We start from the raw sequence: 25982 nt of genomic DNA, 5'->3' as shown, positions 1-25982 counted from the left end.
CGGACCGCCCCGGATCACCTCGACCGAGCCGGTCTGGAATGCCGGCTCGAGGGGATGGAGGTCAGCGCGCTACGGCACCTGCCAGCCCATCCCGGGCCGGCCGGCGAAACCAGTAGTACGCGTTCAGCACGTGGCGACCGTACCCCACGCCGACGGCAGGCGTGGTACCACCGGCACATGCGGATCGCCCTCGCCCAGATCGTGTCCACCCCGGATCCCGAGGAGAACCTCGCCGAGGTGGAGCGCCGCACCCGCGCGGCCGCCGACGCCGGCGCGCAGCTCGTGCTGTTCCCCGAGGCCACCATGTGCTGCTTCGGGGTCGCGCTCGGCCCGGTCGCGCAGCCGCTGGACGGACCGTGGGCGACGCGGGTCCGCGAGGTCGCCGCGGCGGCCGGGACCACCGTCGTCGCGGGGATGTTCACCCCGTCCGGGGACGGCCGGGTCCGCAACACGCTGCTCGCCACCGGCGGCGGCGTCGACACCCACTACGACAAGATCCACATGTTCGACGCGTTCGGCTTCGCCGAGTCCGACACCGTCGAGCCCGGCACCGAGCCGGTCGTGGTCGGGGTGGGCGGTGACGAGCCGGTCACGGTCGGCCTGTCCACCTGCTACGACGTGCGCTTCCCCGGCCTGTACCAGCGCCTCGCCGACGACGGCGCCACCGTGCTGCTGGTCCCCGCGTCCTGGGGCACGGGACCGGGCAAGCGCGAGCAGTGGGAGCTGCTGGTGCGGGCCCGTGCGCTGGACACCGGTTCGTTCGTCGTCGCGTGCGACCAGGCCGACCCGACGACGGTCGGCCGCGAGCACGGCAAGGCGCCGACCGGGATCGGGTACAGCCTGGTCGCCGGCCCGCGCGGCGAGGTCGTCGACGCACTCGGCGCCGAGCCCGGGCTGCTCGTGGTCGACGTGGACCCGGCGGCGGCCACGGCCGTGCGCGAGCAGATCCCGGTGCTGGCCAACCGGCGGTTCTGAGCCGCGTCCGGCCGTTCGTCTGAGCCGCGTCCGGCCGTTCGGCGGTGCGGCGGCCGCCCGGGGCGGCTCAGCCGCCCGCGGTGCTGAGGCGGTCGGAGATCTGCGCGGCGAGGTCGACGTCCTTCGCGGTCAGTCCGCCCTCGGAGTGCGTGGACAGCCGGAACGTCAGCGTGGCGTAGCGGATGTCGATGTCCGGGTGGTGGTCGGCGGCCTCGGCGTCCTCGGCGACCCGGTCCACCACCGCGATCGCGGCCTCGAAGTCGGGCAGGGTGGCGGTGCGGACGATGGAGTCGCCGTCGCGGTCCCAACCGGGCAGCTTCTGCAGGGCGTCGGCGATCTCGGCGTCGGTCAGCGTCGGGGTGGGCATCGCCCCATCGTGGCGCAGACGGCGCACCCCGTCGCGGTGGAGGGTGTCCGAATCCTCCCGGTGGAGCAGCCCGCTCCCGGTGGAGCGGCGGCCGGCCGGGAGCGCTCAGCCGTCGCGGCGGGTCAGGGCGAAGACCACGGCACCCGCCCCGGCGACGGCGAAGCCGGCCGCCCGCGCCGTGGTCGCCCACAGGGCCGACGGGTCGGCGGGCACCGCGAGGATCCCGGCCAGGACCTCGTGCCAGTGCCCGGACGGCAGGACCGGCGCGATCGGCTCCCACAGCACGGTCGCCAGGGGCGCGCCGGTCAGCGCGGCCAGACCGGTCGCGACCACCCCGGCGGGGCGCCGGACCAGCGCCGACATCGCCAGCAGCAGCATCCCCAGCCCGCACAGCTGCACCGCGGCCCAGCCGGTGAGCACCAGGGCCCGGGCCACGGTGGCGCCCGCCCCGAACGGGCCGGAACCCAGGGCGAGGCCGCCGCAGACCAGGGCGGAGACGACCGTCGTCGCCGCGGCGAGCAGCGAGGTCACCGCGACCGCGGCGGCCTTGAGCCCGAGCAGTCGTCCCGGGCCGACGGGGGACAGCCGCAACGCGTCGAGGGTCCCGCGGGCCCGCTCCGCGGCGAACGCGTCGGCCGCCACGAGCACGACGGGCATCCCGAGCGCGAACGCCGCGGGTTCGGACAGGGCGACCGTCAGGGTCCCGAGTGCGAAGGACAGGCGGCCGGCGTCGGTGGCGAGCGCGATCGTCGCCAGCAGCGGCACCAGCGCGGCCGCCGCGAGGACGACCGCGGTGCGCGGACGCAGCAGGGCCAGCTCCAGCTCCGAGCGGAGCAGCCGGCCGAAGGGCGCCGAGGTGGGGCGGCGTGCCGCCCGGCCGGCCGTGGGGCCGGAGCGCGAGCCCGCGGACCGCACCCGTGCCGGTGCCTCCGAGGGGGACGGCCCGGTCCGGGGGAGGGGGGCGGCGGCCCAGTCGTCGTCGGGCCGGGGAGCCGCGGTGCCCCGGGTGTGCTCGGGACGCACGCCCGCGCTCACCGTCCCGCTCCGTACCCGGCACCCGCCGGGGCCGGCTCCTCGGTGAGCCGGGCGAAGAACTCCTCCAGCCGGGCGGCGGGCCGGGTCACCCCGTGCACGGCGACACCCGCGTGCACCAGCGTCGCGACGACGTCCGGCGCGGCGGGCCCGGCCGGCACGAACACCCGGTCCCGGGCTCCCGGCTCGGCGTCGATGCCCCGGGCCAGCAGGGCCGCGACGGCGCGCTCGCCGTCCGGCGTCGTCACCACCAGCGCCGACGGGCCGGAGTCGACGAGCTCGTCGAGCGGGCCGGCGCACAGCAGGCGCCCGGCCCGGAGCACCGCGACGTGGCTGCAGGTCGCCTCGATCTCCCCGAGCAGGTGCGAGCTGACGATCACCGTCGCGCCCGCGGCGTTCATCTCCGCGATCAGCCGGCGCACCTCGCGGGTCCCCGCCGGGTCCAGCCCGTCGGTCGGCTCGTCGAGCACGACCAGACGTCGCCGGGTCAGCAGCGGCACGGCCAGACCGAGGCGCCGCCGCATCCCCGAGGAGTACTCACCGGCGCGGCGGTCGGCCGCCTCGGCGAGCCCGACCCGGCGCAGCACGGCGTCGACGGCGGCCGGGATCCGTGCCGAGTCCAGCAGCGGTTCGGCGGCCGCGGCCCGCAGGAGGTTCTGCCGGCCGGTGCGGTGCGGGTGCAGCGCGGGCGCGTCGACCAGGGCTCCGACGTGCGGCAGCACCTCCGACGCGCGGTACGGCAGCCGCCGTCCGAGCAGCTCGACCTCGCCGTCGGTGGGGGCGAGCAGCCCGAGCAGCATCCGCATGAGCGTCGTCTTGCCCGCGCCGTTGGGGCCGAGCAGCCCGAGGACCGCGCCCATCGGCACGTCGAGGTCCACCCCGTCGACCGCGCGCACCGCGCCGAAGCCGCGGGACAGGCCGATCGCGCGCACGGCCGGTGGGCGGGGCGCGGCGGTCGGCTCGGGGGAGTCGGCGGGGGCGGACGTCCGGTACACGGGACCCAGCGTGACCGTGCGGCGCCGCGAGCGGGCCGTTTCGGCGAGATCGGTCGGCCCGGCCGGGTGCGGGTCCGGCTGCGAGGATCAGCGGTGTGCCGGTGCTGAGCCTGGACCATCATGTGGACGGACCGCCCCGACTCGTCGCGGGGGTGCTGCGTGAGTCCGCCCCCTCGGCCCGCGCGGTCGCGCGGGTGGGAGCCCGGTTCACCGCGCCGTCGGCGCTGCTCGTGGCCGGGGACGAGATCCGGGTCGCGCTGCCCGGCGGGTTCCCCGCCTGCCGGACCCGGATCACCCGCGCCGGGGCCGACGGGTTGTGGTCGGAGCTGGCGGCGGGGCCCGCGGCGGTGCTGCGGCACTCGACCCGGGTCACGCCCGCGGACGGCGGCGGCAGCCACGTCCACGACGAGCTCACCTGGGAGCCGCCCCTCGGTGTGCTCGGCCGCCTCTCCGACCCGGTGCTGCGTCACTACGGTGCGCGGCTGCTCCGGGCCCGCCGTGACGTGCTCGCCGAGCGGGTCGGGGAGCTGGGCCGGGCCGGGGTGGTCGTGGGAGCGGCGATCGTCCGCGACGGCAGGCTGCTCGTCGCCCAGCGCTCCTACCCGGCCGAGCTGGCCGGACGCTGGGAGCTGCCCGGCGGCGGCGTCGAGGACGGCGAGAGCGAGCAGCAGGCGCTGGTCCGGGAGTGTGCCGAGGAGCTGGGCGCCCGGGTGGTGGTCGGGGAGCGGCTGGGCACCGACCTGCCGATCGGGCGACGCGTGCTGCGGATCCACACCGCCCGGGCGGCGGCCGGCTCCCCGGAGCCGGAGGCCCGCGAGCACCGGGCGCTGCGCTGGGTGGGGCCGCACGAGGTGGCGGCCCTGGGCTGGCTCGACGCTGACCGGGCCGTCGTCGCCGAGCTGGTGGACCTGCTGCGGACCTGACGCGCGGTCCCCGGTGCCGGAACGACGATCACCGTCGGATCGGTGGAACCGATCCGGGCCGGGCGTCGTCCAAGCCGCATGAACCGGAACACCACCGCCCCCGTCCCGTCCGTCCTCCCGACCGCCGCGCACGGGGCGGCCCGCCGCCGCACGTCGCGCGGCACCGACCCGCTCGCCCGGCTCGTCGCCGCGCAGGACGGCCTGGTCACCCGGGCGCAGGCGCTGGCCCACGGCCTGTCGACCGACCAGGTCGACCGCAGGCTCGCCGCCCGGCGCTGGATCCCCGTGCACCCCCGCGTGTACCGGCACACCGCCCACCCGCCGAGCGAACGGTCCCGGGTCCGCGCCGCCGCACTCTGGGCGGGGGAGGACGCCGTGCTGACCGGTGCCGCCGCGGCCTGGTGGTGGGGGCTGATCCCGTCGGCACCCGCGGTCGTCACGGTCACCGTGCCGCGCCGGCGGGCTCCGCGGTCGCGGGCGGGGGTCCTCGTCCGGCGCCGGGACCTGGACCCGCGCGACGTCGTCACCCACGACGGGGCGGTCGTCGCCCGTCCCACGGCCGCGGTGCTGGAGGCCGCGGCCGATCCGTCGGTCCCCGGGGACGCGCTGCTCGACCACGTGCTCACCACGGGCTCCGTCGGTGCGGCCGAGCTGGTCGAGGCGCACGCCCGCAACCTCGGTGCGCACGGGTCGGGCCCGGTCGGCCGGATGCTGGCGGAGGCGTCGCGCCGGGGCGCCGTCCGGGCCCGGCACGGGCTGCGGGCGCTGCTGGCCCGGAGGGGGGTGCGGGCCTGGCGCACCGACGTCACCGTGGCCGGGGTGCTGCTCGACCTCGCGTTCCCCGCGGCCCGGCTGGCGGTCGAGGTGCACGACCCGGTCGACCCCGGGACCGGCGCCGACGGCTGCGGCCCCGCGTGGCGGCGGGCGGTGCTGCGCCGGCACGGGTGGCGGACGCTCGTCGTCGAACCGGCGGAGCTCCGGTGCCCCGACGAGCTCCTGGACCGCCTCCGCGAGGCGGTGACCGGGCACCCGGCGGGGCCCGGCGGTACCGCGGGGCGGGCCGCGGGGTGAACGACCGGCGAACGCCACCACACACGGTGTCACCGGACCACTCGGACGACTGTGATTCCGGCCATGCCGGCACCGCGCAGCGGACGCGTCGTCGCAGCGTACGGGGTGATCATGAAGGCCGGTCCGGGGTCCGGGCGCACGACGACCCGGACCTGCCGGACGACGTCGACACGCCTGCCGCCCTCCTGCCGGACAGGCGGTGCGCACGCACCCCGCAGTGCGACGTCGTCGCAGGTCAGCGGGTCATACGTCCGTTCAGTAGATGCGCGCGATCTTGATCGCGCGGGTGAGTGCCTTGCCGCTCAGATCGTCCGCACCCGCCTTGCGCAGCCGCAGTGCGACGACCGGACAGCTCTTGCACCGCTTCGGCTTGGACCGGCAGCACTTCTTCTTGACCTTGCTCATGATGAGGTCAGGCTAACCTGCGCCCGGGGCGGGGTGAAGGACTTGCAGCGGATACCGTTGAGGTGTGACCATCCCTCGTTCCGCCTCGGCCCTCGACGCTCGTTCCTCGCTCGAGAGCGACGCCGTGCCCGATCGGGCCGGTCGACCCGAGCTGCGCAACGTCGCGATCGTCGCGCACGTCGACCACGGCAAGACCACGCTCGTCGACGCGATGCTCCGCCAGTCCGGTGCCTTCGCCGAGCGCGCCGAGCTCGTCGACCGGGTCATGGACTCCAACGACCTGGAGCGCGAGAAGGGCATCACGATCCTCGCCAAGCACACGGCGGTGAACTGGCACGGCACGACGATCAACGTCGTCGACACCCCCGGCCACGCCGACTTCGGCGGCGAGGTCGAGCGCGGCCTGTCCATGGTCGACGGCGTGGTGCTGCTGGTCGACGCCTCCGAGGGCCCGCTGCCGCAGACCCGCTTCGTGCTCCGCAAGACCCTGACCGCCGGCCTGCCCGTCATGCTCGTGGTCAACAAGACCGACCGCGGCGACGCCCGGATCGCCGAGGTCGTCGACGAGTCCCTCGAGCTGCTGCTGGAGCTGGCCGACGAGCTGGAGCTCGACGAGTCGGTCACCGCCCACCTGCTCGACCTCCCGGTCGTCTACGCGTCCGGCCGCGCCGGCAAGGCCTCGCGGATCCGTCCGGCCGACGGCGAGCTCCCGGACTCCGACAACCTCGAGCCGCTCATCGAGACCCTGCTCGACGTCGTCCCGCCGCCCGCCGACGACGTCGACGCCCCGCTGCAGGCGCACGTCACGAACCTCGACGCGTCCAGCTTCCTGGGCCGCATCGCGCTGTGCCGCGTCCGCGCCGGCGTGCTGCGCCGCGGCCAGCAGGTCGCCTGGTGCCGCGAGGACGGGACCACGCCGCGGGTGAAGATCACCGAGCTCCTGCGCACCGAGGCGCTGACCCGCGTCCCCGCCGACGAGGCGCGCGCCGGTGACCTGGTCGCCGTCGCGGGCATCGCCGAGGTCACCATCGGCGACACCCTCGCCGACCCGGAGTCCCCGGTCGCGCTGCCGCGCATCCACGTCGACGAGCCCGCCATCTCGATGACGATCGGCACCAACACCTCGCCGCTGGCCGGCCGCGACCCGCACCCGGGCAAGAAGCTGACCGCCCGCCTGGTGAAGGGCCGGCTCGACGCCGAGCTGGTCGGCAACGTGTCCATCCGCGTGCTGCCGACCGAGCGCCCCGACGCCTGGGAGGTCCAGGGCCGCGGCGAGCTCGCGCTGGCGATCCTGGTCGAGACCATGCGCCGCGAGGGCTTCGAGCTGACCGTCGGCCGGCCGCAGGTGGTCACCAAGACCGTCGACGGCACGCTGCACGAGCCGTTCGAGCAGCTGTCGGTGGACGTGCCCGAGGACAGCCTCGGCGCCGTCACCCAGCTGCTCGCCGCCCGCAAGGGCGAGATGGGCGACATGGTGCACGGCGACGGCCGGGTCCGGATGGAGTTCCGCGTCCCGTCCCGCGGCCTGATCGGCTTCCGCACCGAGTTCCTGACGATCACCCGCGGCGCGGGCATCGCCAGCCACGTCTTCGACGGCTACGGCCCCTGGGTCGGCGAGATCCGCACCCGGAACAAGGGCTCGCTGATCTCGGACCGTTCCGGGCCGGTCACCCCGTACGCGATCGACCAGCTCGCCGACCGCGGCACGCTGTTCGTCGGGCCGACCACGCTGGTCTACGGCGGGATGGTCGTCGGGGAGTACACCCGCAACGAGGATCTCGAGGTCAACATCACCCGCGAGAAGAAGCTGACCAACATCCGCTCGTCGACCTCCGACGTGCTGGTCAAGCTGATCCCGCCGACGATCCTGAGCCTCGAGCAGTCGCTGGAGTTCTGTGCGACCGACGAGTGCGTCGAGATCACCCCGGAGAACGTCCGGATCCGCAAGATCGAGCTGGACCCGAACCTGCGGGCCCGTGCCCGGTCCCGCGCGAAGGCCGCGGCCAACGCCACGAAGTGACCCGTACGGCCCGTGCGCTGCAGTGTCGCGTATCGGTGAGCAGAGCACAGCCTCACCGACACCCGGCCCTCCTGCGTAGCGGTGAGCAGAGCGGTGGCGCCCGCCGGACCCCGTCCGGCGGGCGTGCCCGCCCCGGTGGGGATACTGCGGACGTGAGAGCACGTCGACGCTTCCGGGCGCTCCCGGCGCTCCTGCTGGTCGCCCTGCTGGCGCTGACGGGCTGCGCGGCGGACCCGCAGCCGGCACCCCCGCCGGAGACGAACCGCCCGACCGAGCCGGTCACCGCCCCCACCCGGGTGGTGGTCGGCGTCGACGACCTCGGGCCCGGGTTCAACCCGCACCTGCGGTCGGACCAGTCGGCGGTCACCACGGCGATCGCGTCGATGACGCTGCCGTCGGTGTTCCGGCCCGACGACCGCGGCGTACCGCAGCTCGACACGACCGTCGCCACGTCCGCTACGGTCACCTCGCAGAGCCCGTTCACCGTCAGCTACGAGCTCAACCGCGACGCCGGGTGGTCCACCGGCGCCCCGATCGCCGCCGAGGACTTCGTCTACCTCTGGCAGCAGATGCGCAGCCGGCCCAACACGATCGGCGCCGCGGGCTACCGCGAGATCACCGACGTGCGCTCGCGTGCCGCGGGCAAGGCCGTCGACGTCGTGTTCCGCGAGCCCTACCCGCACTGGCGGGAGCTGTTCGGCAACCTGCTGCCCGCGCACCTGCTCAAGGACGCGCCGGGCGGCTGGACCGCCCCGTTCGCGGGCGGGGTGCCGGCCTCGGGCGGCCCGTTCCGGCTGATGCAGGTCGACCGCCTCCGCGGCGAGGTCCTGCTCGCCCGCAACGACCCGTACTGGGCGACCGCCGCGGTCGTCGACGAGATCATCCTGCGCCGCATCCCGGCGAACACCCTGCCGACGGCGCTGGAGAGCCAGGGCGTCGACCTCGCCCTGCCCGACGCCCGGCCGGAGATCACCCAGGCCCTCGACGTCCTGGCCCGGGGCCCCCGGCCGCCGACGGTGCAGCGCGGGCCGCGCCCGGCCGTCGAACAGCTGGAGTTCCGCACCACCGACGGTCCGCTGGCCGACCCCCGGGTCCGCGAGGGCGTCGCTGCGCTGCTGGACCGCGACGCGATCCGCGAGCGCGTCAACCCCGACGCCGTGGCCGTGAACGCCTTCGGCGCCGCCCCGTCGGATCCCGGCTACGCGCCGACCGCTCCCGCCGGCGCCCCCGGCCGGCCCGATGCGGCGGCGGCCGCGGCCGCGTTCACCGAGGCGGGCTACGTCCGTGGTCAGGACGGCCGGTGGACCCTCGGCGGGCGCCCGCTCGGCGTGGTCATCGGCGCCGGGGCCGAGCGGACCGAGGACGTGAACGTCGCCCGCGTCGTGGCCGAGCAGCTCAAGGCCGGCGGCATCGGCGCCACGATCGTCGCCCCGTCGGCACCGGACCTGCTGACCGACCCGAGCGTCGCCCCGACGACGCCGACCCCGACCACCACCCCCGCCCCGGGTGCGGGCCCGGTCCCCGGCGGCAGCGCCGCACCGGTCACCACGCCCCCGGCGGCCCCGACCACGGCGACCGCCGCCCCGACGACGTCCGGTTCCCCCGACTCCGGGACCCCGGTCGCCGTCGACGTGCTCGTCGCACCCCGTGCCGCCTACGGTGCGATCGGGCCGCGACTGGACTCCGACTACGGCTGCCCCGCGGACGCGGTGCCCGGGGAGCTGCCGGGCGTGGCCTGCTTCCCCGCCCTGCAGCCGCTGCTCGACGAGCTGCTGGTCGCCGAGAGCCCGGACCCGGCCGTCGTCGCCGAGGCCGAGCGGGTGCTGTGGCGCCAGCTGCCCGCGCTGCCGCTGTACCAGGCGCAGGGTCTGGTCGTCAGCAACCCGCAGACCGACGCGGCCACCCGGGTCACGCCCGGCCCGATCGCGACCGGCCCGATGTCGGGCGCCCGGACCTGGGCCGAGCCGGAGGGCTCGGGCGAGCGCCCGACCGGCGACGACGACCCGAACTGACACCGTCGGACGCGTCCGTTCGGACGCACTCCGCTGCTGCACGGTGACGGCGAGTGGTACGTAAGTACCAACTGTGTTTCGGCATGCATCGAGGGCTGTGCGACGCAACGGTCCCGTTGTTACTGTCCGGTTCGGCTGCGAGCCCGTTACGCCGTTCAATGGTCACCGTTTCGCCACGATCGGCGTCGGACCTCGCTGCTGGAGGGCCGCGATTCCTAGCGTGCCTCCCGACGGGCCCCGGCACACATCCGGCGGTCCGTCGCGTCCCGGACGGGTGCGACAACGGCGTGCACCCACGACATCTCGAGAGGCACGGCAGATGAGGGGAAGAAGGGCGGCCGCCTCGGCCATCGCCCTGACCGCGGTCGTGGGGCTCGTCCTCACCGGCTGCAGCCAGCAGAGCAACACGGGGGGCAGCGGCAACACCGCCGCCGGGTTCGAGGAGACCCCTGACCAGCCGGAGGTGCCCGGCAAGCCGGGCGGCACGTTCCGGCTGGCGATCACCGAACCGACCGCGATCGACCCGTACAACACCCAGGAGTCCGAGGGGACCCTGGTGAACCGTGCCCTGTTCACGGGCCTGATCCGGGTCAAGCCCAACGGCGACGTCTACGACGGCGTCGCGTCGAAGTGGACGCCCAACCAGAACTGCACGCAGTGGGTGTTCGACCTCAAGCCGGACCAGAAGTTCTCCAACGGCGAGGTGCTGAACTCCACCTCGTTCAAGCGGGGCTGGGAGCGCACCGCGGCCAAGGCCTCGGCGTCGGAGGTCTCGTACCACCTGGACGAGGTCCAGGGCTACGACCAGATCCAGGCCGGGACCGCCAACGCGCTGTCCGGCGTGGACGCGACGAACCCGAACCAGCTCAAGGTCACGCTGTCCAAGCCCGACTGCGAGTTCGAGCTGCGGACCTACCACCCGGCGCTGAGCCCGGTCCCCTCGACCGCGGGCGCGGCGGACAACAAGACCTACAACGACCTGCCGGTCGGCAACGGCCCGTTCAAGATGGACGGCCCGTGGCAGCACGACCGCGGCATCCGCCTGGTCCGCAACGACGCCTACACCGCGGGGACCAAGGCGAACCTCGACGCCGTCGAGATCACCATCGTCCCGTCCGGTGAGGGCGGCGGCGTCACCGCCGAGTACAACGGCTTCCAGAACGGCCAGTTCGACTGGGCGCGCATGCCCACCCCGGTCCTGAACCAGGCCAAGTCGACCTACGAGCCCCAGGGCAAGTGGCTGAACAAGAAGACCAACGGCAACAACTACCTGCTGGTCTCGGTCACCACCACGCCGCTGAACAGCGCGGACGCCCGCAAGGCCGTCTCGATGGCGATCGACCGCAACGCGATCGTGCAGGGTGTGCTGCAGAACTCGACCTCGCCGGCCGACGCGCTCATCCCGCCGAACTTCCCGGACGCGTACACCCCGGGCGTCTGCACCGCGTGCACCTACAACCCGGACGAGGCGAAGCGGCTCGCGCAGCAGGCCGGTCTCACCCCCGGCACCGAGGTGAAGCTGCAGTACAACACCGGTGCCGGTCACGAGGAGTGGACCGCGGCGGTCAAGCAGCAGCTGGAGCAGAACCTCGGGCTGAAGGTCACCTACACCGGTGTGCCGTTCCGTGACCTGCTCGACAACGAGCAGCAGCCCGAGGCCTCCGGCCTCTGGCGTGCGGCGTGGAGCGCGGACTACCCGACCCCGGGCAACTACCTGTTCCCGCTGCTGGCCACCCAGTCGATCGGTGCCGCCTCGCCGAGCGAGCCGGCCCAGGGCGACAACCGTGGCCGCTACTCCAACCCGGAGTTCGACAAGCTGCTCGCGCAGGCCGCGCAGACCCAGGACGAGGCGGCCCGCAACGACCTCTACAAGCGGGCCGAGAAGATCGCCATCGGCGACGACCTCGCGCTGATCCCGCTCTGGTTCCGCCAGCAGTCCCGCCTGGTCAACACCGAGAAGTTCGGCAACGTGAACATGGACTTCTCCGAGGACCCGACGTTCGACACGATCACCCTCAAGTGACGTCCCGCTGACGCGGCCCGCGTCCCGGTGACCCCGGGACGCGGGCCGTCGTGCGGCGTTCCCACCACACGAAAGTCCGTGCTTCCATGGGCAGATTCATCCTTCGGCGGCTGCTCCAGGGGATCCTGGTCGTCGTCGTCACCGCGTTCCTGATCTTCATCGCGACGTTCTCGCTCGGCGACCCCTTCGCCTCCACCGGGGAGAAGGTCGTCCCGCCCGAGGTCGCCGCGATCAACCGCGCCAAGTTCGGTCTCGACCAGCCGCTGCCGGTCCAGTTCGTGAACTACCTCGGCAACATGGTCACCGGCGACTTCGGTCTCGACTTCGACCAGCGGCGCCCGGTCTCCCAGCTTCTCGCCGAGACCGTCCCGAACACGATCCTGCTCGCCGTCGTGGCGCTGCTGTTCCTCGTCCTGTTCGGGGTGACGGCCGGCGTGATCGCCGCGGTGCGCCGCTACTCGTTCTGGGACGTGTTCGTCACCGTCGTCTCCACCATCGGCATCGGTGTCCCGGTGTTCGTCGTCGCGATCTTCCTGGTCGCGAACGTCTCCGGGGTCGGGCCGTTCCCGCCGGTACCGCGCAGCTTCCTCGAGGAGGTGCCCTGGTACTGGGACGTGATCCTGCCCGCGTTCACCCTCGCGATCATCGAGTCGGCGTTCGTCGCCCGGCTGATGCGGGGGTCGATGCTGGAGGTCCTGCAGGCCGACTACATCCGCACCGCACGCGCCAAGGGGCTGTCCGAGCGGACGGTCATCGGCAGGCACGCCATGCGGACGTCGCTGCTGCCCGTCGTCACGTTCGTCGGGCTCACCCTGGGCACCTACATCGGCGGCGCGATCGTCACCGAGACGGTGTTCCAGTACAACGGCGCCGGATTCCTGCTGGCCCGCGCGATCACGAACAACAACGCGCCGGTCATCATGGCGGTGGTCGTCTACAGCGTGGTGGCCTACGTGCTGCTCTCCATGCTCGTCGACATCCTCTACGCCTACCTCGACCCGCGCATCCGCCTGAGCTGACTGAGTGAGGCGATCCCTCGCATGAACCCACCACCCACCCCCGGCGCGCCGGCCACCGATCCGGCCGCCGCGCTCGGACTGCCGGGCGGCGACCCCGCCGAGGCCGTCACACCGGCGCCCGACGGTCCCCGTCGCGCGCGGTCCAACGGCCAGTTCGCCGAGATCTGGCGGCGCTACCGCCGCAACAAGCTCGCGATGGCCGGGCTGGTCATCGTCGCGTTCGAGATCGTCATGGCGATCATCTCGCCGTTCTCGACGCCCTACGACCCGTTCGAGCAGAACCTGCTCAACACCCTGCAGCCGCCGTCGTCGGCGCACTTCTTCGGCACCGACGTCCTCGGCCGCGACCTGTACTCCGGGATCATCTACGGCGTCCGGCTGGCGATGATCGTCGGTCTGTCCGTGGTCTTCTTCTCCCTCGTCCTCGGGCTCACGCTCGGTGCGCTCGCCGGGTTCAAGGGCGGCGCCTGGGACGCGGTCATCGCCCGGATCATCGACATCTTCCTGGCGTTCCCGCCGCTGGTGGGCGCACTGGTGATCGTCCGGGCGGTCGGCGGCGGGACGCTGCCGGTCGTCATCGCGCTCGTCGCACTGGGCTGGATGACGACCGCCCGGCTGATGCGCGGCCAGGTGCTGGCCCTGCGGGAGGCCGAGTACGTCGAGGCGGCCCGCTCGATCGGGGCGGGCACCCGGCGGATCCTGACCCGGCACATCCTGCCCAACGCCGTGGCTCCGGTGCTCGTGTACTCGTTCACCTCGATCGGCGTGGTCGTCGTCGCGATGGCGACCCTGTCCTACCTCGGCGTCGGCGTCCCGCCGGACGTCCCCGAGTGGGGCCGGTTGATCTCGCAGGCCTCCCAGTACCTGTCGGTGCCGGGCAAGAGCTTCCTGTGGATCTTCCCGTCCGCCGCCATCGCGATCACCACGCTGGGCTTCGCGTTCGTGGCCGACGGCCTGCGCGACGCCCTCGACCCCAAGCTGCGCGGGAGGAACTGACCCGTGACCGAGAACCGAAGCGAGCACATGCTCGAGGTCCGCGACCTGCGGGTGCACTTCTCCACCGACGCCGGTGTGGTCAAGGCCGTCGACGGCGTCAGCTGGCACGTCGACCGTGGCGAGACTCTGGCGATCGTCGGCGAGTCCGGCTCCGGCAAGTCGGTGTCGGCGATGAGCCTGATGGGCCTCGTCCCGACCCCGCCGGCGACGTTCCCCAGCGGCGAGGTGCTGCTGGAGGGCCGCTCGCTGCTGACGATGTCGGAGTCCGAGCAGCGCAAGCTGCGCGGCAAGGACATCGCGATGATCTTCCAGGACCCGCTGACCGCGCTGAACCCGGTCTACAAGGTGGGCGACCAGATCGCCGAGATGATCCGGGCGCACGACCGGCAGGCCGGTAAGGTCACCGCCCGCCGCCGCGCCGTCGACCTGCTCGGGGAGGTCGGCATCCCGAACCCGGCCGCGCGGGCGTCGCAGTACCCGCACGAGTTCTCCGGCGGGATGCGCCAGCGCGCGATGATCGCGATGGCGCTCGCGAACGACCCGAAGGTCCTGCTGGCCGACGAGCCGACCACCGCGCTCGACGTCACCGTGCAGGCCCAGATCATGAACCTGCTCGAGAAGCTCCAGGAGCAGCGCGAGACGGCGATCGTCCTGATCACCCACGACCTGGGCCTGGTCGCGGCGCACGCCGACCGGATCATGGTCATGTACGCGGGCAGGGTCGTCGAGACCGGGACCAACGACGAGATCTTCGCCGAACCGCGGCACGCCTACACCTACGGCCTGCTGTCGTCGCTGGCGCGGATGGACCAGGCCCGGCCGGAGAAGCTGGAGCCGATCCCCGGGCAGCCGCCGAACCTCGCGCACGTCCCGTCGGGCTGCGCGTTCCACCCGCGCTGCCGGTTCGCCACGTCGTCCTGCGCGGAGAGGACCCCGGAGCTGGTCCAGCTCACCGACCGGCCCGGCCACCTGCACGCCTGCCTGCACTCCGACGAGGTCGGCGAGGCCGCCGCCACGCCGCGCGAGCCGGTCGTGCCGGGGTCCGAGGCACACGTCGCGGAGACGGCGACCGACGAGCCGATGCTGCGCACCGCGGGGCTGACCAAGTCGTTCCCGATCCGCTCCGGCGTGCTGTTCCAGCGCACCGTCGGTGTGGTGCAGGCCGTCGACGGCATCGACCTGGAGATCCCCGAGGGGCAGACGCTGTCGCTGGTCGGCGAGTCCGGCTGCGGCAAGTCGACCGCGGCCCGGGCGATCCTGCGGCTGCACGAGCCCACCGCCGGCAGCGTGCACATCAACGGCCGCGACGTGACCGCGCTCGGGCAGTCCGAGCTGCGCTCGGCCCGGGAGGACATGCAGATCGTCTTCCAGGACCCGTACGCGTCGCTGAACCCGCGCATGACGGTCCGGTCGATCCTCTCGGAGAAGTACGAGCTGCTCGGCGGCGAGCTCACCGACTCCACGATCCCGGAGCTGCTCGAGACCGTGGGGCTCTCGGCCGAGTACGCCGAGCGCTACCCGCACGAGTTCTCCGGCGGGCAGCGCCAGCGCGTCGGCATCGCCAGGGCGATCGCGCTCAACCCGAAGTTCGTGGTGCTCGACGAGCCCGTCTCGGCCCTGGACGTGTCCATCCAGGCCCAGGTGCTCAACCTGCTCGAGCAGCTGCAGCGCGACTTTGGGCTGACCTACCTGTTCATCGCCCACGACCTGTCGGTGGTGCGCCACATCTCCGACCGCGTCGCGGTGATGTACCTGGGCAACGTCGTCGAGGTCGCCGACCGCGACGACCTGTTCGACCGGCCGCAGCACCCCTACACCCAGGCGCTGATCTCGGCGGTGCCCGTCCCGGACCCGGAGGTCGAGCGGGTGCGGGAGCGGATCGTGCTGACCGGGGACGTGCCCAACCCGGCCGACCCGCCGTCGGGCTGCCGGTTCCGCACCCGGTGCTGGAAGCACCTGGAGCTGCCCGACGCCGACAAGGCGCGCTGCATCGACGAGAAGCCGGTCCTGGAGATCGCGTCCGGCCCGGGGCACCGGGTGGCCTGTCACTTCGCCGAGGAGCGCGCGCTCCTGCGGACCTGACCGAGCACGACCCGTCCGAGCAGGACCCCACGGCCACGACACGCCACCCGGTGCGAAACTGGGTGGCGTGTCGCTGGTTCTGGGGATCGAGACGTCGTGCGACGAGACCGGTGCCGGTCTCGTCCGGGACGGGGTGCTGCTCGGCGAGGGGCTGGCGTCGTCGGCGGACGAGCACGCCCGTTTCGGCGGTGTGGTCCCGGAGGTCGCGGCCCGCGCCCACGTGAGCGCGGTGACGCCGATGGTGCGCGCGGCGGTCGAGGCGGCCGGGGTGTCGCTGTCCGACGTCGACGCCGTCGCCGTCACCGCGGGGCCGGGGCTCTCGCCCGCGCTGCACGTCGGCGTCGCGGCGGCCAAGGCGTACGCGGCGGCGCTGGACGTGCCGCTCTACGGGGTGCACCACCTGGCCGGGCACGCCGCCGTCGACGTCCTGGAGCACGGGCCGCTGCCCGACCGCTGCGTCTGCCTGATCGTCTCCGGCGGGCACACCTCGCTGCTGGCGCTGGGCGACCTGGCCCGCGACCCCGTCGAGCACCTCGGCGACACCGTCGACGACGCGGCGGGGGAGGCCTTCGACAAGGTCGCCCGGCTGCTGGGCCTGCCCTACCCGGGCGGCCCGTCGGTCTCGCGGGCCGCACTCGACGGCGACCCGGCCGCGATCGCGTTCCCGCGCCCGATGACCGGTCCGCGCGACGCCGCGTTCGGCTTCTCCTTCTCCGGGCTCAAGACCGCCGTGGCCCGGCACGTCGAGGCCGCCCAGGACGCGGGCCGCGCCGTCCCGGTCCCGGACGTCGCCGCGTCGTTCCAGATGGCCGTCGTCGACGTCCTGGTCCGCAAGGCCCTGCGGGCGTGTGCCGAGCGCGGCGCGGACACCCTGCTCATGGTCGGCGGGGTCGCGGCGAACCGGGTGCTGCGCACCGAGATGGAGCGCGCCTGCGCGGGCGCCGGGATCACCCTGCGGGTGCCCGTGCCCCGGCTGTGCACCGACAACGGCGCGATGATCGCGGCCCTGGGCGACCTGCTGGTCCGCGACGGCGTCGAACCCGCGGGGCTGGCCGGGACCGCGGTCCCGACCGTCCCCCTGACCGGCGCGACGATCACGTTCCCCCCGGCGACGGGGGAGGCGGCGGAGTTCCCGCTGCCCGTCGTCCCCCACGCCGCGGCGGGGTCGATCATCGCCCCGTAGGCTCCCGGCGTGCCTGCTCGTCGCCTCCTGCTCGTCCACGCCCACCCGGACGACGAGACCCTGACCACCGGCGGGACCATCGCCCGCTACACCGCCGACCCCGACTGCGAGGTCACCGTGGTGACCTGCACCCTCGGTGAGGAGGGCGAGGTGATCGGTCCGGAGCTGGCCGAGCTCGCCCCGGACCGCGGTGACCAGCTCGGCGGCTACCGCATCCGCGAGCTCGACGCCGCGCTGGCCGCCCTCGGCGGGCCCCGGCACCGCTGGCTCGGCGGCCCCGGGCGCTGGCGCGACTCCGGCATGGTGCTGGCCGGGCACGGCACCCGCGCCGCGCTCCCGCCGGAGCTGCACCCGCGGGCGTTCGCCGCCCCGGAACCGTTCGGCACCCAGCTCGCCCAGCTGCTGGAGATCATCGACGAGGTCCGCCCGCAGGTGCTGGTCTCCTACGCCTCCGACGGCAGCTACGGCCATCCCGACCACGTCCGGGCGCACGAGCTGGTCGTCGCCGCGGCGGGGGCGCGCCCGGACGTCGTCGCCAAGCTGTACTTCGCGGTGCGGTCGAGCGCGCTGCTCGACGACGGGCTCACCGAGCTGCTCTCCGCGCTCGGCGGGGACCCGGACCGCACCGGGCTGCGCTGGCCGGAGCCCGACGAGCACCCCGGCCACGACGCCGCCGCCGTCACCACCCGGGTCGACGTCGACGCCCACGACGACGAGCGGGTCGCGGCGATGCGGGCGCACGCCACCCAGATCGACGTCCGCGGCGGCGACGGCTGGGTCGCGTTCGCGATGAGCAACGGCATCGTCCAGCCGCTGCTGGGGGTCGAGGAGTACGTGCTCGCCGGCGCGCCGCCCGGCACGACGGAGACGGATCTGTTCGAGGGGGTCGACGGGTGAGCGACGTGACGAGGCTCCCGCTCGCGCTGGTGCTGCTGGTGATCTCGCTGCTGCTGGTGGCCTTCGAGCTGATGTTCCAGATGCTCTACATCGGGCCGGTCCCGGTGCCGCTGGGCACGGTGATCGTGGTCGTCTCGCTGCCGTGGCTGATCCACACCACGGCCACCGAGATCCTCCCGACCCCGGCGGGCGCGGCCGCCCCGCTGGTCGTGTGGTTCGCGGCGGTGCTCGTGCTCGGCTTCTTCGGCCCGGGCGGGGACCTCCTGCTCCCGGTGAACTGGGAGTCGCTGCTGCTGCTCGTCGCCGGCGCCGTGACCGGCGTCGTGTCGTTCCGCAGGGCGCTCGACCGGCTGGCGGCCGGCCGCAACGACCGGAGGGTGACCCGATGACGATCTCCGACGACGACCTGGTGCGGGTCCTGCGCCCGTTCGTGCGGGCCACCCGGCCGGTGCTCGAGGGGCTGCGCGAGTCCGACCCGTTCGGCCTGCGGGCCCGGGTGACGCCCGGCTCGGACCGTCCGGAGGACGCGACCGACGAGGAACGCTCGCTCGCCGACAAGATCCTCGACGCGCTGGCGTCGGTGAAGGTCCCCGGCACCTCGGCCTGGGCGGCGATGGACGTCCCCGCCCGCACCGACTGGTGGGTCTACCGGGTCGGCCGGTTCACCACGCTGATCGCCGCGATCCCGGGTCTGGGCGGGGCACTGGCCCGCACCCTGCCGGTGTCCGACGCGGTCGGCGCGGCGGGCGAGGGGCTGCTGCTCGTCGCGATCGCGGGCGAGCACGGCGTCCGCTCGGAGGACCGGCTCGTCGAGCTGCTGGCGTCGGTGCTGTTCCAGCGTGAGCTCGACCTCGCCGCCCGGGAGCTCACCGCGGCCGAGGACGCCGATGCCGACGCCCGCGCCGAGGAGCTCACCGGTGATCTCGCCGGCGACGGCAAGCGGGCCACGCTCAAGCGCGTCGGCAGCGCCGTGTGGCGTCTCGGGCGGGCCCTGTGGGGCGTCGAGGACGAGCTGGGCAAGCGTCCGCACGGCCGCTTCTACCACCAGTGGCTCGGGCTGCTGCCGGTCGTCGGCGTCGTCGGGAAGTACCTGGGGGAGTGGTCGGGGCTCAAGCGCGCCGCCAAGCAGGCCCGCGCCTGGCTGCTCCGCCGCGGGTTCGCCTGAGCCCCTGCCCCTCCGGTCAGGCCGGATCCGGGGGGACCAGGTAGTGGTACCGGTGGTGGCCGGTCCAGCCGGTGGCGCGGTAGAGGGCGAGCGCGGCGGTGTTGTCGTCGGCGACGTCGAGCATCCCGTGCCGCGCCCCGTGCGCCGCGCCCCAGGACAGCGCCTGCCCGGTGAGCCGGGCCGCGAGACCCCCGCGCCGCGCGGCCGGGACGACCCACAGCCGCGACACGTAGACGTGGGAGTCGACGACGGCGGCGCGCACCGACGCGACCGGCGCCCCGTCGGCGCCGGTGAGCGTGCCGAACCCGACCTCGACGCGGTCCGTGCCCGACGCTCCGCTCTGCTCACCGGGACGCAGCGCCCCGGTCAGCACCGCCCACGCGGGCGCGCCGGGCCCGGGCTCCGGCTCGCCCTGCGCGGCCCACCAGTCCGGTCCGGGCGTCGCGGGCCACTGCGGCGCCGGGCCGTCGGACGCGGCGCGGGTGACGAGCACGGTGCAGGTCCCGGGGGCCTCGGCCCGCACCCAGCCCGCCTCGGCCACCCGGTTCGACCACGGCGCGTCCACCGGGGCCTGCACCGTCGGGGCGATGCCGTGCCGCCCGGCGAACTCCCGCACGCGGTCCAGGGCTCGTTCGACCGGCATCCCCGGGGCGCCGAGCGCGAGCGCGGAGTTCGCCCGCCGCGTCCAGCCGCCGGCCGCACGCAGCAGCCAGCCGCCCAGCTCCTCGACGACCGGCGCCGGCCAGGCCGCCGCCCGTACGCGTTCCAGCCGGTCCACCGCCGCACGCGACGCCCGCCGGGCCGGGGCGGGCGGCACCTCCCGGACGGCGACGACGGCGTCGCGTCGCACCCGGACCGCACCCGACCGGGTGTGGACGACGACGGCGTCGGGCCCGTCGGGCTCCAGCTCACCGACCGCGTCGGTCAGTCCGGGGCCCGGTGCGCCCTCCGGCGCGATGCGGTGGCGCAGGGCCACCCGCCGTCCTGCCAGCTCGTCGAGCATGAAGCCGACCACCTCACTCCTGCCCCGCCGGGGGGCGCGGGTTAACCTGCGGGCGTCCCAGTTTGACCGGGCACCCCGCCACCACATGATCTCCGGGTGCCCGCTGCTCCGAGTGGAGGACCACCGAAGTGACCTACGTGATCGCCGAACCCTGCGTCGACCTGCTCGACAAGGCGTGTATCGAGGAATGCCCGGTGGACTGCATCTACGAGGGTGGACGGATGCTCTACATCCACCCCGACGAGTGCGTCGACTGCGGGGCCTGCGAGCCGGTCTGCCCCGTCGAGGCCATCTACTACGAGGACGACGTCCCCGACCAGTGGGCCGCCTACACCAAGGCCAATGTGGACTTCTTCGACGAGCTGGGCTCGCCCGGCGGCGCCTCGAAGCTCGGCAAGGTCGACCGTGACGTGGAGCCGGCGAAGAGCCTGCCCCCGCAGGAACACGACGAGTGAGCAGGCTCGACCTCCCCGACTTCCCCTGGGACTCGCTGACCGGTGCGCGTGAGCGCGCGGCGGCGCACCCGGACGGCATCGTCGACCTGTCGGTCGGCACCCCGGTGGACCCGGTCCCCGGGGTGCTGCGCGACGCGGTGGCCGGGCCGGCCGCCGCCGAGCCCGGCTACCCGACGACCCACGGCCCGGCGTCGCTGCGCGAGGCGGTCGTCGCCTCGCTGCAGCGGCGCTTCGGCGTGTCCGGGGTCGACCCGGCCGCGGTGGTGCCCACGATCGGCTCCAAGGAGCTGGTCGCGTGGCTGCCGACGCTGCTGGGCCTCGGCGCGGGCGACACCGTCGTCATCCCGGAGCTCGCGTACCCGACCTACGAGGTCGGGGCGCGGCTGGCGGGGGCCGGGCACGTCCGTTCCGACGGCCTCACCGCCGCGGGTCCGGCCCGGGTCCGGCTGGTGTGGCTGAACTCGCCGTCGAACCCCACCGGCCGGGTCCTGCCGGTCGAGCACCTGCGCAAGGTCGTGACCTGGGCACGGGAGCGGGGCGCGGTCGTCGCCTCCGACGAGTGCTACCTCGGACTGCCCGGCGACGCCGACCCGGCCCCGCGGTCGGTGCTGCACCCCGACGTCTGCGACGGCGACACCACCGGGCTGCTGGCCGTCCACTCGCTGTCGAAGGTGTCGAACCTCGCCGGGTACCGCGCCGGGTTCGTCGCGGGGGACCCGGCGCTGGTGTCGGGGCTGCTCGAGGTGCGCAAGCACGCGGGCATGATCGTGCCGCGTCCGGTGCAGGCCGCGCTGGAGGCGGCCGTCTCCGACGACGCGCACGTCGCCGAGCAGGCCGCCCGCTACGACGCCCGTCGCACCCGCCTGCGGGCCGGGCTGGAGAAGGCCGGGCTGACGGTCGAGCACTCGCAGGCCGGGCTCTACCTGTGGGCGAGCGCGGACGAGCCGTGCCGCGAGACCGTGGACCGGCTCGCCGGCCTGGGGATCCTCGTCGCACCCGGTGAGTTCTACGGTCCCGCGGGCGCCCGGCACGTCCGGGTCGGGCTGACCGCGCCGGACGAGCGGATCGACGCCGCCGTGGAGCGTCTCGGGGCCGCCTGACCCCGGCTGTCGTTGCGATAGGCAAGGACCCGGGAGAGGATCGGCCCGGTAGCGACGACGCCGGTGCAGCGATCCGGCGGACCCGGCAGGCGAAGGAGCCGTCGAATGCAGGCACCGCGTCCCGGCGGTCCGGGTGCGCCCGGTGGCGCCGGGCCCGAGGCCCCGGTGGCCCGGTCCCGGCCGGTCGTCCGGCCCGCGCTGGTCCTGCTCGGGGTGCTCGCGCTCGCGGTCAACCTGCGCGCCGGGCTCGCCGGGTACCCGCCGCTGCTGGAGACCGCGCGGGCCGACCTCGGGATCGGGGCGGGCGCGGCGGGTCTGGTGCAGGCCGGTGCGGTGCTGATGATGTCGGCGGGTTCGTTCGGTGCCGCCGCCGTCGCCGCCCGGGTCGGTCGTGAGCGGCTGCTCGGTGTCGCCGTCGCGACGATCGGGGTGGGCAGCCTGCTGCGGTCGGTCGTGGCGCTGCCCGCGCTCGTCGGCGGCTCGGTGCTGGTCGGGCTCGGCATCGGGGTGTCCGGGGTGCTGCTCACCGGGGTCGTGAAGGAGCACCTGGCCGAGCGGGCGGGCGCGGTGACCGGTGCCTACGTCGTCTCGATGATGATCGGCGCGACGGTCGCCTCCGCCGTCGCGGTGCCCCTGGCCGTCGCCCTGGGAGGGTGGTCCCTCTCACTCGCGGTGTGGGCCGTGCCCGCGGTGCTCGCCGTCGCGGTGTGGGCGCCGGTCGCGAGCCGCATCGGTCACGCCCGTCCGGCCCCCGCGGGCGCCCCGGGGGCGGCCGACGACGGCCCGTCGGTCGCCGAGGAGGTCCGGGCCCGCCACGACCCGTTCGCCCGCCGCATCGCCTGCTACCTGGCGGGCTCGTCGACGATCTTCTACGGCTGGCTGACCTGGCTGTCCCCGTTCTACGAGTCGCAGGGCTGGTCACCGCAGGCGGCCGGGCTGCTCCTCGCGGCGTGGAGCATCGCCCAGATCCCCGCGGCCCTGCTGTTCCCGGCCGCGGCCGAGCGACGACGCCGGTGGCGGTTCTGGGCGGCGCTGACCGTGGTCAGCTCGGCCGCCGGGACGCTCGGGGTGCTGCTGGCCCCCGCACCGGGGACGCCGCTGCCGTGGCTGTGGGCGGTCCTGATCGGCATCGGCGTCGGCGCCGGGTTCCCGCTGGGGCTGACGGTGATCGCGTGGCGGACGCCGACCCCGGCCCGCAGCGCCGCCGTGAGCGGCTTCGGCCTCGGGATCGGCTACCTCTCGGCCGGGATCGGGCCGCTGGTGATGGGCGTGGTCATCGACTCCGCCGGGTTCCCGCCCGCGATCGGGCTGCTCCTGGTCGGTGCGGTGCTGCAGGGCGTCGCGGTGGTCCGGATCGGGGACCGCCCGCGCTGAGCGGGCGCCGCCTCAGAGAGCCTCGGCCTGCTCGGCCAGGTGCTCCCACGCGGCCCACCACTGTGCGCGCAGCGCCTCGGCGCGGGCCCGCTCGCGCTCGACCAGCCGGCCGCCGACGAAGACCTCGTGGGCGTCGGGGCCGGGGCCCAGCTCGTCGAGCAGGGCGCGGATGCGGTGCTCGGCGACGCAGGCGTCCTGGTGGTCGCCCAGGACCTCCTGCAGCCCGGCCGCGGCCTTGAGCATCCGGCGGACCTGGCGGGCGTCGTCGGTGCGGGACCCGTCCGCGTCGCGCATCGCCGGTGCGACGAGCTCACCGGTGTAGCGCAGCCGCTTGGTGCGGATCCGCAGGTCGTGCAGGGTCATGTCCGGCGGGTTCGGCCCGGCCCGGCGCACCGCCTTGACGAGCTTGCGGGTCTCCGCCCGGACCAGCTCGATCAGCTCGGGGCGCGCGACCTCCTCCGGCGGCTCCGGCAGCGGAGCGGAGACGGCCTCGACCAGCGAGCGACGCAGTGCCGCGTGCCGGTCGGAGTCGAGCTCGTCGAGCATCTCGGCCCGCGCACCGACCCGCTCGGCCTCCAGCACCGCGACCAGTCGCTCACCGGCGGCCAGCTCGGCCGACGGCAGCGTGGCCACCTCACCGCGGAGGCGGTCGATCATCACGTCGAGGTCGCGCACCGGGCCGAGCGCCCGGCCGAGCCGGCCGAGCTCGGCCCGCAGCAGGTCCGCCCAGGTGTGGTCGAGCAGGGGGCGGGCGGCCTTGAGCGCCGCCCGCATCCGCCGCACGGAGACCCGCATCTGGTGCAGGTCCTCGATCTCGGACCCGTCGCGCACACCGGGCTCGTGTCGCAGCATCGCGCGCAGCCGCTTGTCCAGCAGCGCGCGGACGTGCGCCACCGCCGGGTCCTGCGGTCCCGCGGTCAGCGGCTCACCGAGGTCCGCGGCGCCGTAGAGGTTCCCCGGAGGCTGCGCAGCCCCGTCCATACCCACCATGTCCCCGCCGTCCTGCTTCTGTGGGTCGTTCCGCCGCGAACCGCTGCCGGGCCGTCAGTTGGCGTGCAGCGCGGCGTTGAGGGCGATGCCGTCGCCGGTACGGGCCAGCGCCTCGACCGCGCCGGACACCGAGTTGCGGCGCATCAGCAGCCCGTTCCGGCCGGACAGCTCGCGCGCCGCGGTGGTGCTGCCGTCGGGCAGCGTGACCTTGGTGCCCGCCGTGAGGTAGAGACCGGCCTCGACCACGCAGTCGTCGCCGAGGGAGATGCCCAGGCCCGCGTTCGCGCCGAGCAGGCAGCGGCGGCCGATCGAGATGACCTCCTTGCCGCCACCGGACAGCGTCCCCATGATCGAGGCACCGCCGCCGACGTCCGAGCCGTCCCCGACGACGACACCGGCGGAGATCCGGCCCTCGACCATCGACGCGCCGAGGGTGCCGGCGTTGAAGTTGACGAAGCCCTCGTGCATGACGGTCGTGCCCTCGGCGAGGTGCGCGCCGAGCCGGACGCGGTCGGCGTCACCGATGCGGACGCCGGCGGGGATCACGTAGTCGACCATCCGCGGGAACTTGTCGACATGGGTGACGGTCACCGGGCCGCGGCCGCGCAGCTTCGCCCGGGTGAGCTCGAACCCGGGCACCGGGCACGGGCCGTGGTTGGTCCAGACGACGTTGGTGAGCAGCCCGAACTGGCCCTCGAGGTTGACCTGGTGCGGCTGGACGAGGCGGTGGCTGAGCAGGTGCAGCCGCAGGTAGACGTCGGCGGCGTCGGCGGGCGCGTCGGCCAGCGAGGCGATCTCGGTGCGCACGACCTCGGTCCGGACCCCACGCAGCTCGTCGGTCCCGGCGAGGGGCGCCAGGTCGACGGCGTCGTCGGACGCGCCCCCGGCCAGCACCGGCGCCGGGTACCAGACGTCGAGGACGGTGCCGTCGGTCGTGACCGTGGCCAGGCCGGTTCCGGAAGCGCCTTCGCGGCGGTACTCGGTGCTCACGGGCCCCGAACCTACCGTCCCGCCGTCGCCCACGGCGCGTCGCGGTGGGTGCGCCGGGACACGTCGTCATGATCGGCTGCCCGTACCGAGAGCAGCAGGGCCGCGGCCTGCAGACAGCGGAGCACCGCGGCCGGCGCGAACGGCGGCGGTGGCGGGTCGGGCAGCCGCCCGCACGCCCGGCACCGGGCCTGCAGCATCATCCAGTGCTCGATGGTCGGCGGTGGCGGCACCGTGCGGAACTGCGCGACCCGCACCTCCCACACGCTGCGCCGCCGCATCGCGTCGCGCAGCGGCCGATCCCGGTGGAACGTCTCCGGCGGTCGGGCGCAGCCGTACCGGTCGCCCCACCACTCGCCGGGCAGCGGGTCGAGGATCACGTCCAGATGTGACGGGAACCTGCGCCCCGCCCCGTCCCGCAGGTCACCCGGCGGGTCCTCCATCGGTGGCACCCGCCGGTTCTCAGCGTCGACGACGACCAGCCGCAGCCCCGCGACCGACAGGATCGCGGCCAGCGTGTCCAGCGCCGGCGCGAGCGACCGGCTCTCGATCCGGGCGATCGTCGACGGCGCCAGCCCCGTCCGCTCCGCGAGCTCCCGCTGCGACAGGTCCGCGCTCCGCCGCACCCGCCGGACCAGGCCGGACAGATCCGGGACGACGACGTCGACCGGTGCCGGCGGCGGCTCCGCGGGCAACCGGTCGCCCTCGATGATGTCCATGCACCGAGCCTGCGTCCGCGAGCCCGGAACGCACCGGTGACCTGCGAACCTGTGGACAACTCGCGCACTTGTGGACAACCGGGCCGTCGCCGGTGCCGGCGATGATCGACACGGCGGGCCCGCGGCCGGATCGGTCGCCCGGAGGTGGTCGTCCGTGCGTCGCTTTGCTCTGCTCACCGATACGCAGCG

The 25982-nt window shown here is 74.7% G+C and carries 24 protein-coding genes; 16 read left to right on the top strand and 8 right to left on the bottom strand.

Going from position 1 to position 25982, the window contains the following annotated elements; all coding sequences use genetic code 11:
• Positions 1 to 177 precede the first annotated feature (177 nt).
• Positions 178 to 975 carry a carbon-nitrogen hydrolase family protein gene (locus tag ND486_RS20025; protein WP_251785737.1) on the top strand — a complete coding sequence of 266 codons (798 nt, stop codon included), beginning with the start codon at positions 178 to 180 and terminating at the stop codon, positions 973 to 975.
• 67 nt (positions 976 to 1042) lie between these two features.
• Here the strand turns inward: ND486_RS20025 and ND486_RS20020 are convergent, their stop codons facing one another.
• The 3 genes from ND486_RS20020 to ND486_RS20010 form a co-directional block, all read right to left on the bottom strand.
• The gene (locus ND486_RS20020; protein ID WP_062400425.1) at positions 1043 to 1342 is read right to left on the bottom strand and encodes a 4a-hydroxytetrahydrobiopterin dehydratase; all 300 of its coding nucleotides are present in this window, start codon (positions 1340 to 1342) and stop codon (positions 1043 to 1045) included.
• Between the two features lie 105 nt (positions 1343 to 1447).
• Positions 1448 to 2377: an ABC transporter permease gene (locus ND486_RS20015; protein ID WP_251785736.1), complete on the bottom strand. Its 930-nt coding sequence runs from the start codon at positions 2375 to 2377 to the stop codon at positions 1448 to 1450.
• A complete protein-coding gene (locus ND486_RS20010) occupies positions 2374 to 3369 on the bottom strand; it encodes an ABC transporter ATP-binding protein (protein WP_374107531.1) in 996 nt (331 codons plus the stop codon). The genes ND486_RS20015 and ND486_RS20010 overlap by 4 nt, the downstream gene beginning before the upstream one ends.
• A 95-nt stretch (positions 3370 to 3464) precedes the next feature.
• Here ND486_RS20010 and ND486_RS29295 point away from each other — a divergent pair, with 95 nt between their 5' ends.
• Both ND486_RS29295 and ND486_RS20000 read left to right on the top strand, forming a co-directional pair.
• A complete protein-coding gene (locus ND486_RS29295) occupies positions 3465 to 4292 on the top strand; it encodes an NUDIX domain-containing protein (RefSeq protein ID WP_308215866.1) in 828 nt (275 codons plus the stop codon).
• Between the two features lie 78 nt (positions 4293 to 4370).
• On the top strand, positions 4371 to 5363 hold the full coding sequence (locus ND486_RS20000; protein WP_251785731.1) for a hypothetical protein: 993 nt from the start codon (positions 4371 to 4373) through the stop codon (positions 5361 to 5363).
• Positions 5364 to 5618: 255 nt separating this feature from the next.
• On the opposite strand, the gene ND486_RS19995 is transcribed toward ND486_RS20000, so the two are convergent.
• Entirely contained in the window at positions 5619 to 5768 is a 150-nt protein-coding gene (locus ND486_RS19995) for a hypothetical protein (RefSeq protein WP_208819333.1), read from the bottom strand.
• 124 nt (positions 5769 to 5892) lie between these two features.
• Between ND486_RS19995 and typA the strand changes: the two genes are divergently transcribed.
• The 10 genes from typA to ND486_RS19940 all read left to right on the top strand — a co-directional run bounded on the left by typA (position 5893) and on the right by ND486_RS19940 (position 19165).
• Entirely contained in the window at positions 5893 to 7788 is a 1896-nt protein-coding gene (gene typA, locus ND486_RS19990; protein WP_208819368.1) for a translational GTPase TypA, read from the top strand.
• 152 nt (positions 7789 to 7940) lie between these two features.
• A complete protein-coding gene (locus ND486_RS19985) occupies positions 7941 to 9800 on the top strand; it encodes an ABC transporter family substrate-binding protein (RefSeq protein ID WP_251785729.1) in 1860 nt (619 codons plus the stop codon).
• Positions 9801 to 10119: 319 nt separating this feature from the next.
• Positions 10120 to 11823: an ABC transporter substrate-binding protein gene (locus tag ND486_RS19980; protein ID WP_251785727.1), complete on the top strand. Its 1704-nt coding sequence runs from the start codon at positions 10120 to 10122 to the stop codon at positions 11821 to 11823.
• Between the two features lie 86 nt (positions 11824 to 11909).
• Complete coding sequence (locus tag ND486_RS19975) at positions 11910 to 12842, top strand: ABC transporter permease (RefSeq protein WP_062400435.1); 933 nt, start codon at positions 11910 to 11912, stop codon at positions 12840 to 12842.
• A gap of 21 nt (positions 12843 to 12863) precedes the next feature.
• Complete coding sequence (locus tag ND486_RS19970) at positions 12864 to 13838, top strand: ABC transporter permease (RefSeq protein ID WP_062400437.1); 975 nt, start codon at positions 12864 to 12866, stop codon at positions 13836 to 13838.
• 3 nt (positions 13839 to 13841) lie between these two features.
• Positions 13842 to 15920: an ABC transporter ATP-binding protein gene (locus ND486_RS29290; RefSeq protein ID WP_308215865.1), complete on the top strand. Its 2079-nt coding sequence runs from the start codon at positions 13842 to 13844 to the stop codon at positions 15918 to 15920.
• 67 nt (positions 15921 to 15987) lie between these two features.
• The gene (tsaD, locus tag ND486_RS19955) at positions 15988 to 17103 is read left to right on the top strand and encodes a tRNA (adenosine(37)-N6)-threonylcarbamoyltransferase complex transferase subunit TsaD (protein ID WP_226367184.1); all 1116 of its coding nucleotides are present in this window, start codon (positions 15988 to 15990) and stop codon (positions 17101 to 17103) included.
• A gap of 9 nt (positions 17104 to 17112) precedes the next feature.
• Positions 17113 to 18000 (top strand): N-acetyl-1-D-myo-inositol-2-amino-2-deoxy-alpha-D-glucopyranoside deacetylase, encoded by an 888-nt coding sequence (gene mshB / locus ND486_RS19950; RefSeq protein ID WP_178374349.1) that lies wholly within the window; start codon positions 17113 to 17115, stop codon positions 17998 to 18000.
• Entirely contained in the window at positions 17997 to 18389 is a 393-nt protein-coding gene (locus tag ND486_RS19945) for a hypothetical protein (protein WP_251785722.1), read from the top strand. The genes mshB and ND486_RS19945 overlap by 4 nt, the downstream gene beginning before the upstream one ends.
• Complete coding sequence (locus ND486_RS19940; RefSeq protein ID WP_062400446.1) at positions 18386 to 19165, top strand: hypothetical protein; 780 nt, start codon at positions 18386 to 18388, stop codon at positions 19163 to 19165. Before ND486_RS19945 ends, ND486_RS19940 begins: the two co-directional genes overlap by 4 nt.
• A gap of 16 nt (positions 19166 to 19181) precedes the next feature.
• On the opposite strand, the gene ND486_RS29875 is transcribed toward ND486_RS19940, so the two are convergent.
• Positions 19182 to 20180, bottom strand: a complete 999-nt coding sequence (locus ND486_RS29875) for a GNAT family N-acetyltransferase (RefSeq protein WP_251785721.1) — start codon at positions 20178 to 20180, stop codon at positions 19182 to 19184.
• A gap of 116 nt (positions 20181 to 20296) precedes the next feature.
• Here ND486_RS29875 and fdxA point away from each other — a divergent pair, with 116 nt between their 5' ends.
• From fdxA to ND486_RS19920, 3 genes are all read left to right on the top strand, one after another.
• Entirely contained in the window at positions 20297 to 20623 is a 327-nt protein-coding gene (gene fdxA, locus ND486_RS19930; RefSeq protein ID WP_020626080.1) for a ferredoxin, read from the top strand.
• Positions 20620 to 21723 carry a succinyldiaminopimelate transaminase gene (gene dapC, locus ND486_RS19925; protein WP_224403484.1) on the top strand — a complete coding sequence of 368 codons (1104 nt, stop codon included), beginning with the start codon at positions 20620 to 20622 and terminating at the stop codon, positions 21721 to 21723. Before fdxA ends, dapC begins: the two co-directional genes overlap by 4 nt.
• 105 nt (positions 21724 to 21828) lie before the next feature.
• Positions 21829 to 23097, top strand: a complete 1269-nt coding sequence (locus ND486_RS19920; protein ID WP_251785719.1) for a CynX/NimT family MFS transporter — start codon at positions 21829 to 21831, stop codon at positions 23095 to 23097.
• A 12-nt stretch (positions 23098 to 23109) separates the two neighbouring features.
• On the opposite strand, the gene ND486_RS19915 is transcribed toward ND486_RS19920, so the two are convergent.
• The 3 genes from ND486_RS19915 to ND486_RS19905 form a co-directional block, all read right to left on the bottom strand.
• A complete protein-coding gene (locus tag ND486_RS19915; protein WP_208819315.1) occupies positions 23110 to 24078 on the bottom strand; it encodes a CHAD domain-containing protein in 969 nt (322 codons plus the stop codon).
• A 63-nt stretch (positions 24079 to 24141) separates the two neighbouring features.
• On the bottom strand, positions 24142 to 25077 hold the full coding sequence (dapD, locus tag ND486_RS19910; protein ID WP_251785718.1) for a 2,3,4,5-tetrahydropyridine-2,6-dicarboxylate N-succinyltransferase: 936 nt from the start codon (positions 25075 to 25077) through the stop codon (positions 24142 to 24144).
• 11 nt (positions 25078 to 25088) lie between these two features.
• Positions 25089 to 25793, bottom strand: a complete 705-nt coding sequence (locus tag ND486_RS19905; RefSeq protein ID WP_251785714.1) for a helix-turn-helix transcriptional regulator — start codon at positions 25791 to 25793, stop codon at positions 25089 to 25091.
• Positions 25794 to 25982 lie beyond the last annotated feature (189 nt).

It is taken from the genome of Pseudonocardia sp. DR1-2, from assembly GCF_023717215.1.
Lineage (GTDB): Bacteria > Actinomycetota > Actinomycetes > Mycobacteriales > Pseudonocardiaceae > Pseudonocardia > Pseudonocardia alni.
This window is presented reverse-complemented; position numbering and strand designations above follow the sequence as displayed.

What these genes read in the sequence shown, in the direction of transcription:
- ND486_RS19980 (WP_251785727.1), top strand. Translation starts at nt 10,120, where the DNA reads ATGAGGGGAAGAAGGGCGGCCGCCTCGGCCATCGCCCTGACCGCGGTC.
- ND486_RS19905 (WP_251785714.1), bottom strand. Translation starts at nt 25,793, where the DNA reads ATGGACATCATCGAGGGCGACCGGTTGCCCGCGGAGCCGCCGCCGGCA.
- ND486_RS19920 (WP_251785719.1), top strand. Translation starts at nt 21,829, where the DNA reads ATGCAGGCACCGCGTCCCGGCGGTCCGGGTGCGCCCGGTGGCGCCGGG.
- ND486_RS19940 (WP_062400446.1), top strand. Translation starts at nt 18,386, where the DNA reads ATGACGATCTCCGACGACGACCTGGTGCGGGTCCTGCGCCCGTTCGTG.
- ND486_RS19975 (WP_062400435.1), top strand. Translation starts at nt 11,910, where the DNA reads ATGGGCAGATTCATCCTTCGGCGGCTGCTCCAGGGGATCCTGGTCGTC.
- ND486_RS19915 (WP_208819315.1), bottom strand. Translation starts at nt 24,078, where the DNA reads ATGGACGGGGCTGCGCAGCCTCCGGGGAACCTCTACGGCGCCGCGGAC.
- ND486_RS20025 (WP_251785737.1), top strand. Translation starts at nt 178, where the DNA reads ATGCGGATCGCCCTCGCCCAGATCGTGTCCACCCCGGATCCCGAGGAG.
- ND486_RS20000 (WP_251785731.1), top strand. Translation starts at nt 4,371, where the DNA reads ATGAACCGGAACACCACCGCCCCCGTCCCGTCCGTCCTCCCGACCGCC.
- ND486_RS20020 (WP_062400425.1), bottom strand. Translation starts at nt 1,342, where the DNA reads ATGCCCACCCCGACGCTGACCGACGCCGAGATCGCCGACGCCCTGCAG.
- ND486_RS19995 (WP_208819333.1), bottom strand. Translation starts at nt 5,768, where the DNA reads ATGAGCAAGGTCAAGAAGAAGTGCTGCCGGTCCAAGCCGAAGCGGTGC.
- ND486_RS19970 (WP_062400437.1), top strand. Translation starts at nt 12,864, where the DNA reads ATGAACCCACCACCCACCCCCGGCGCGCCGGCCACCGATCCGGCCGCC.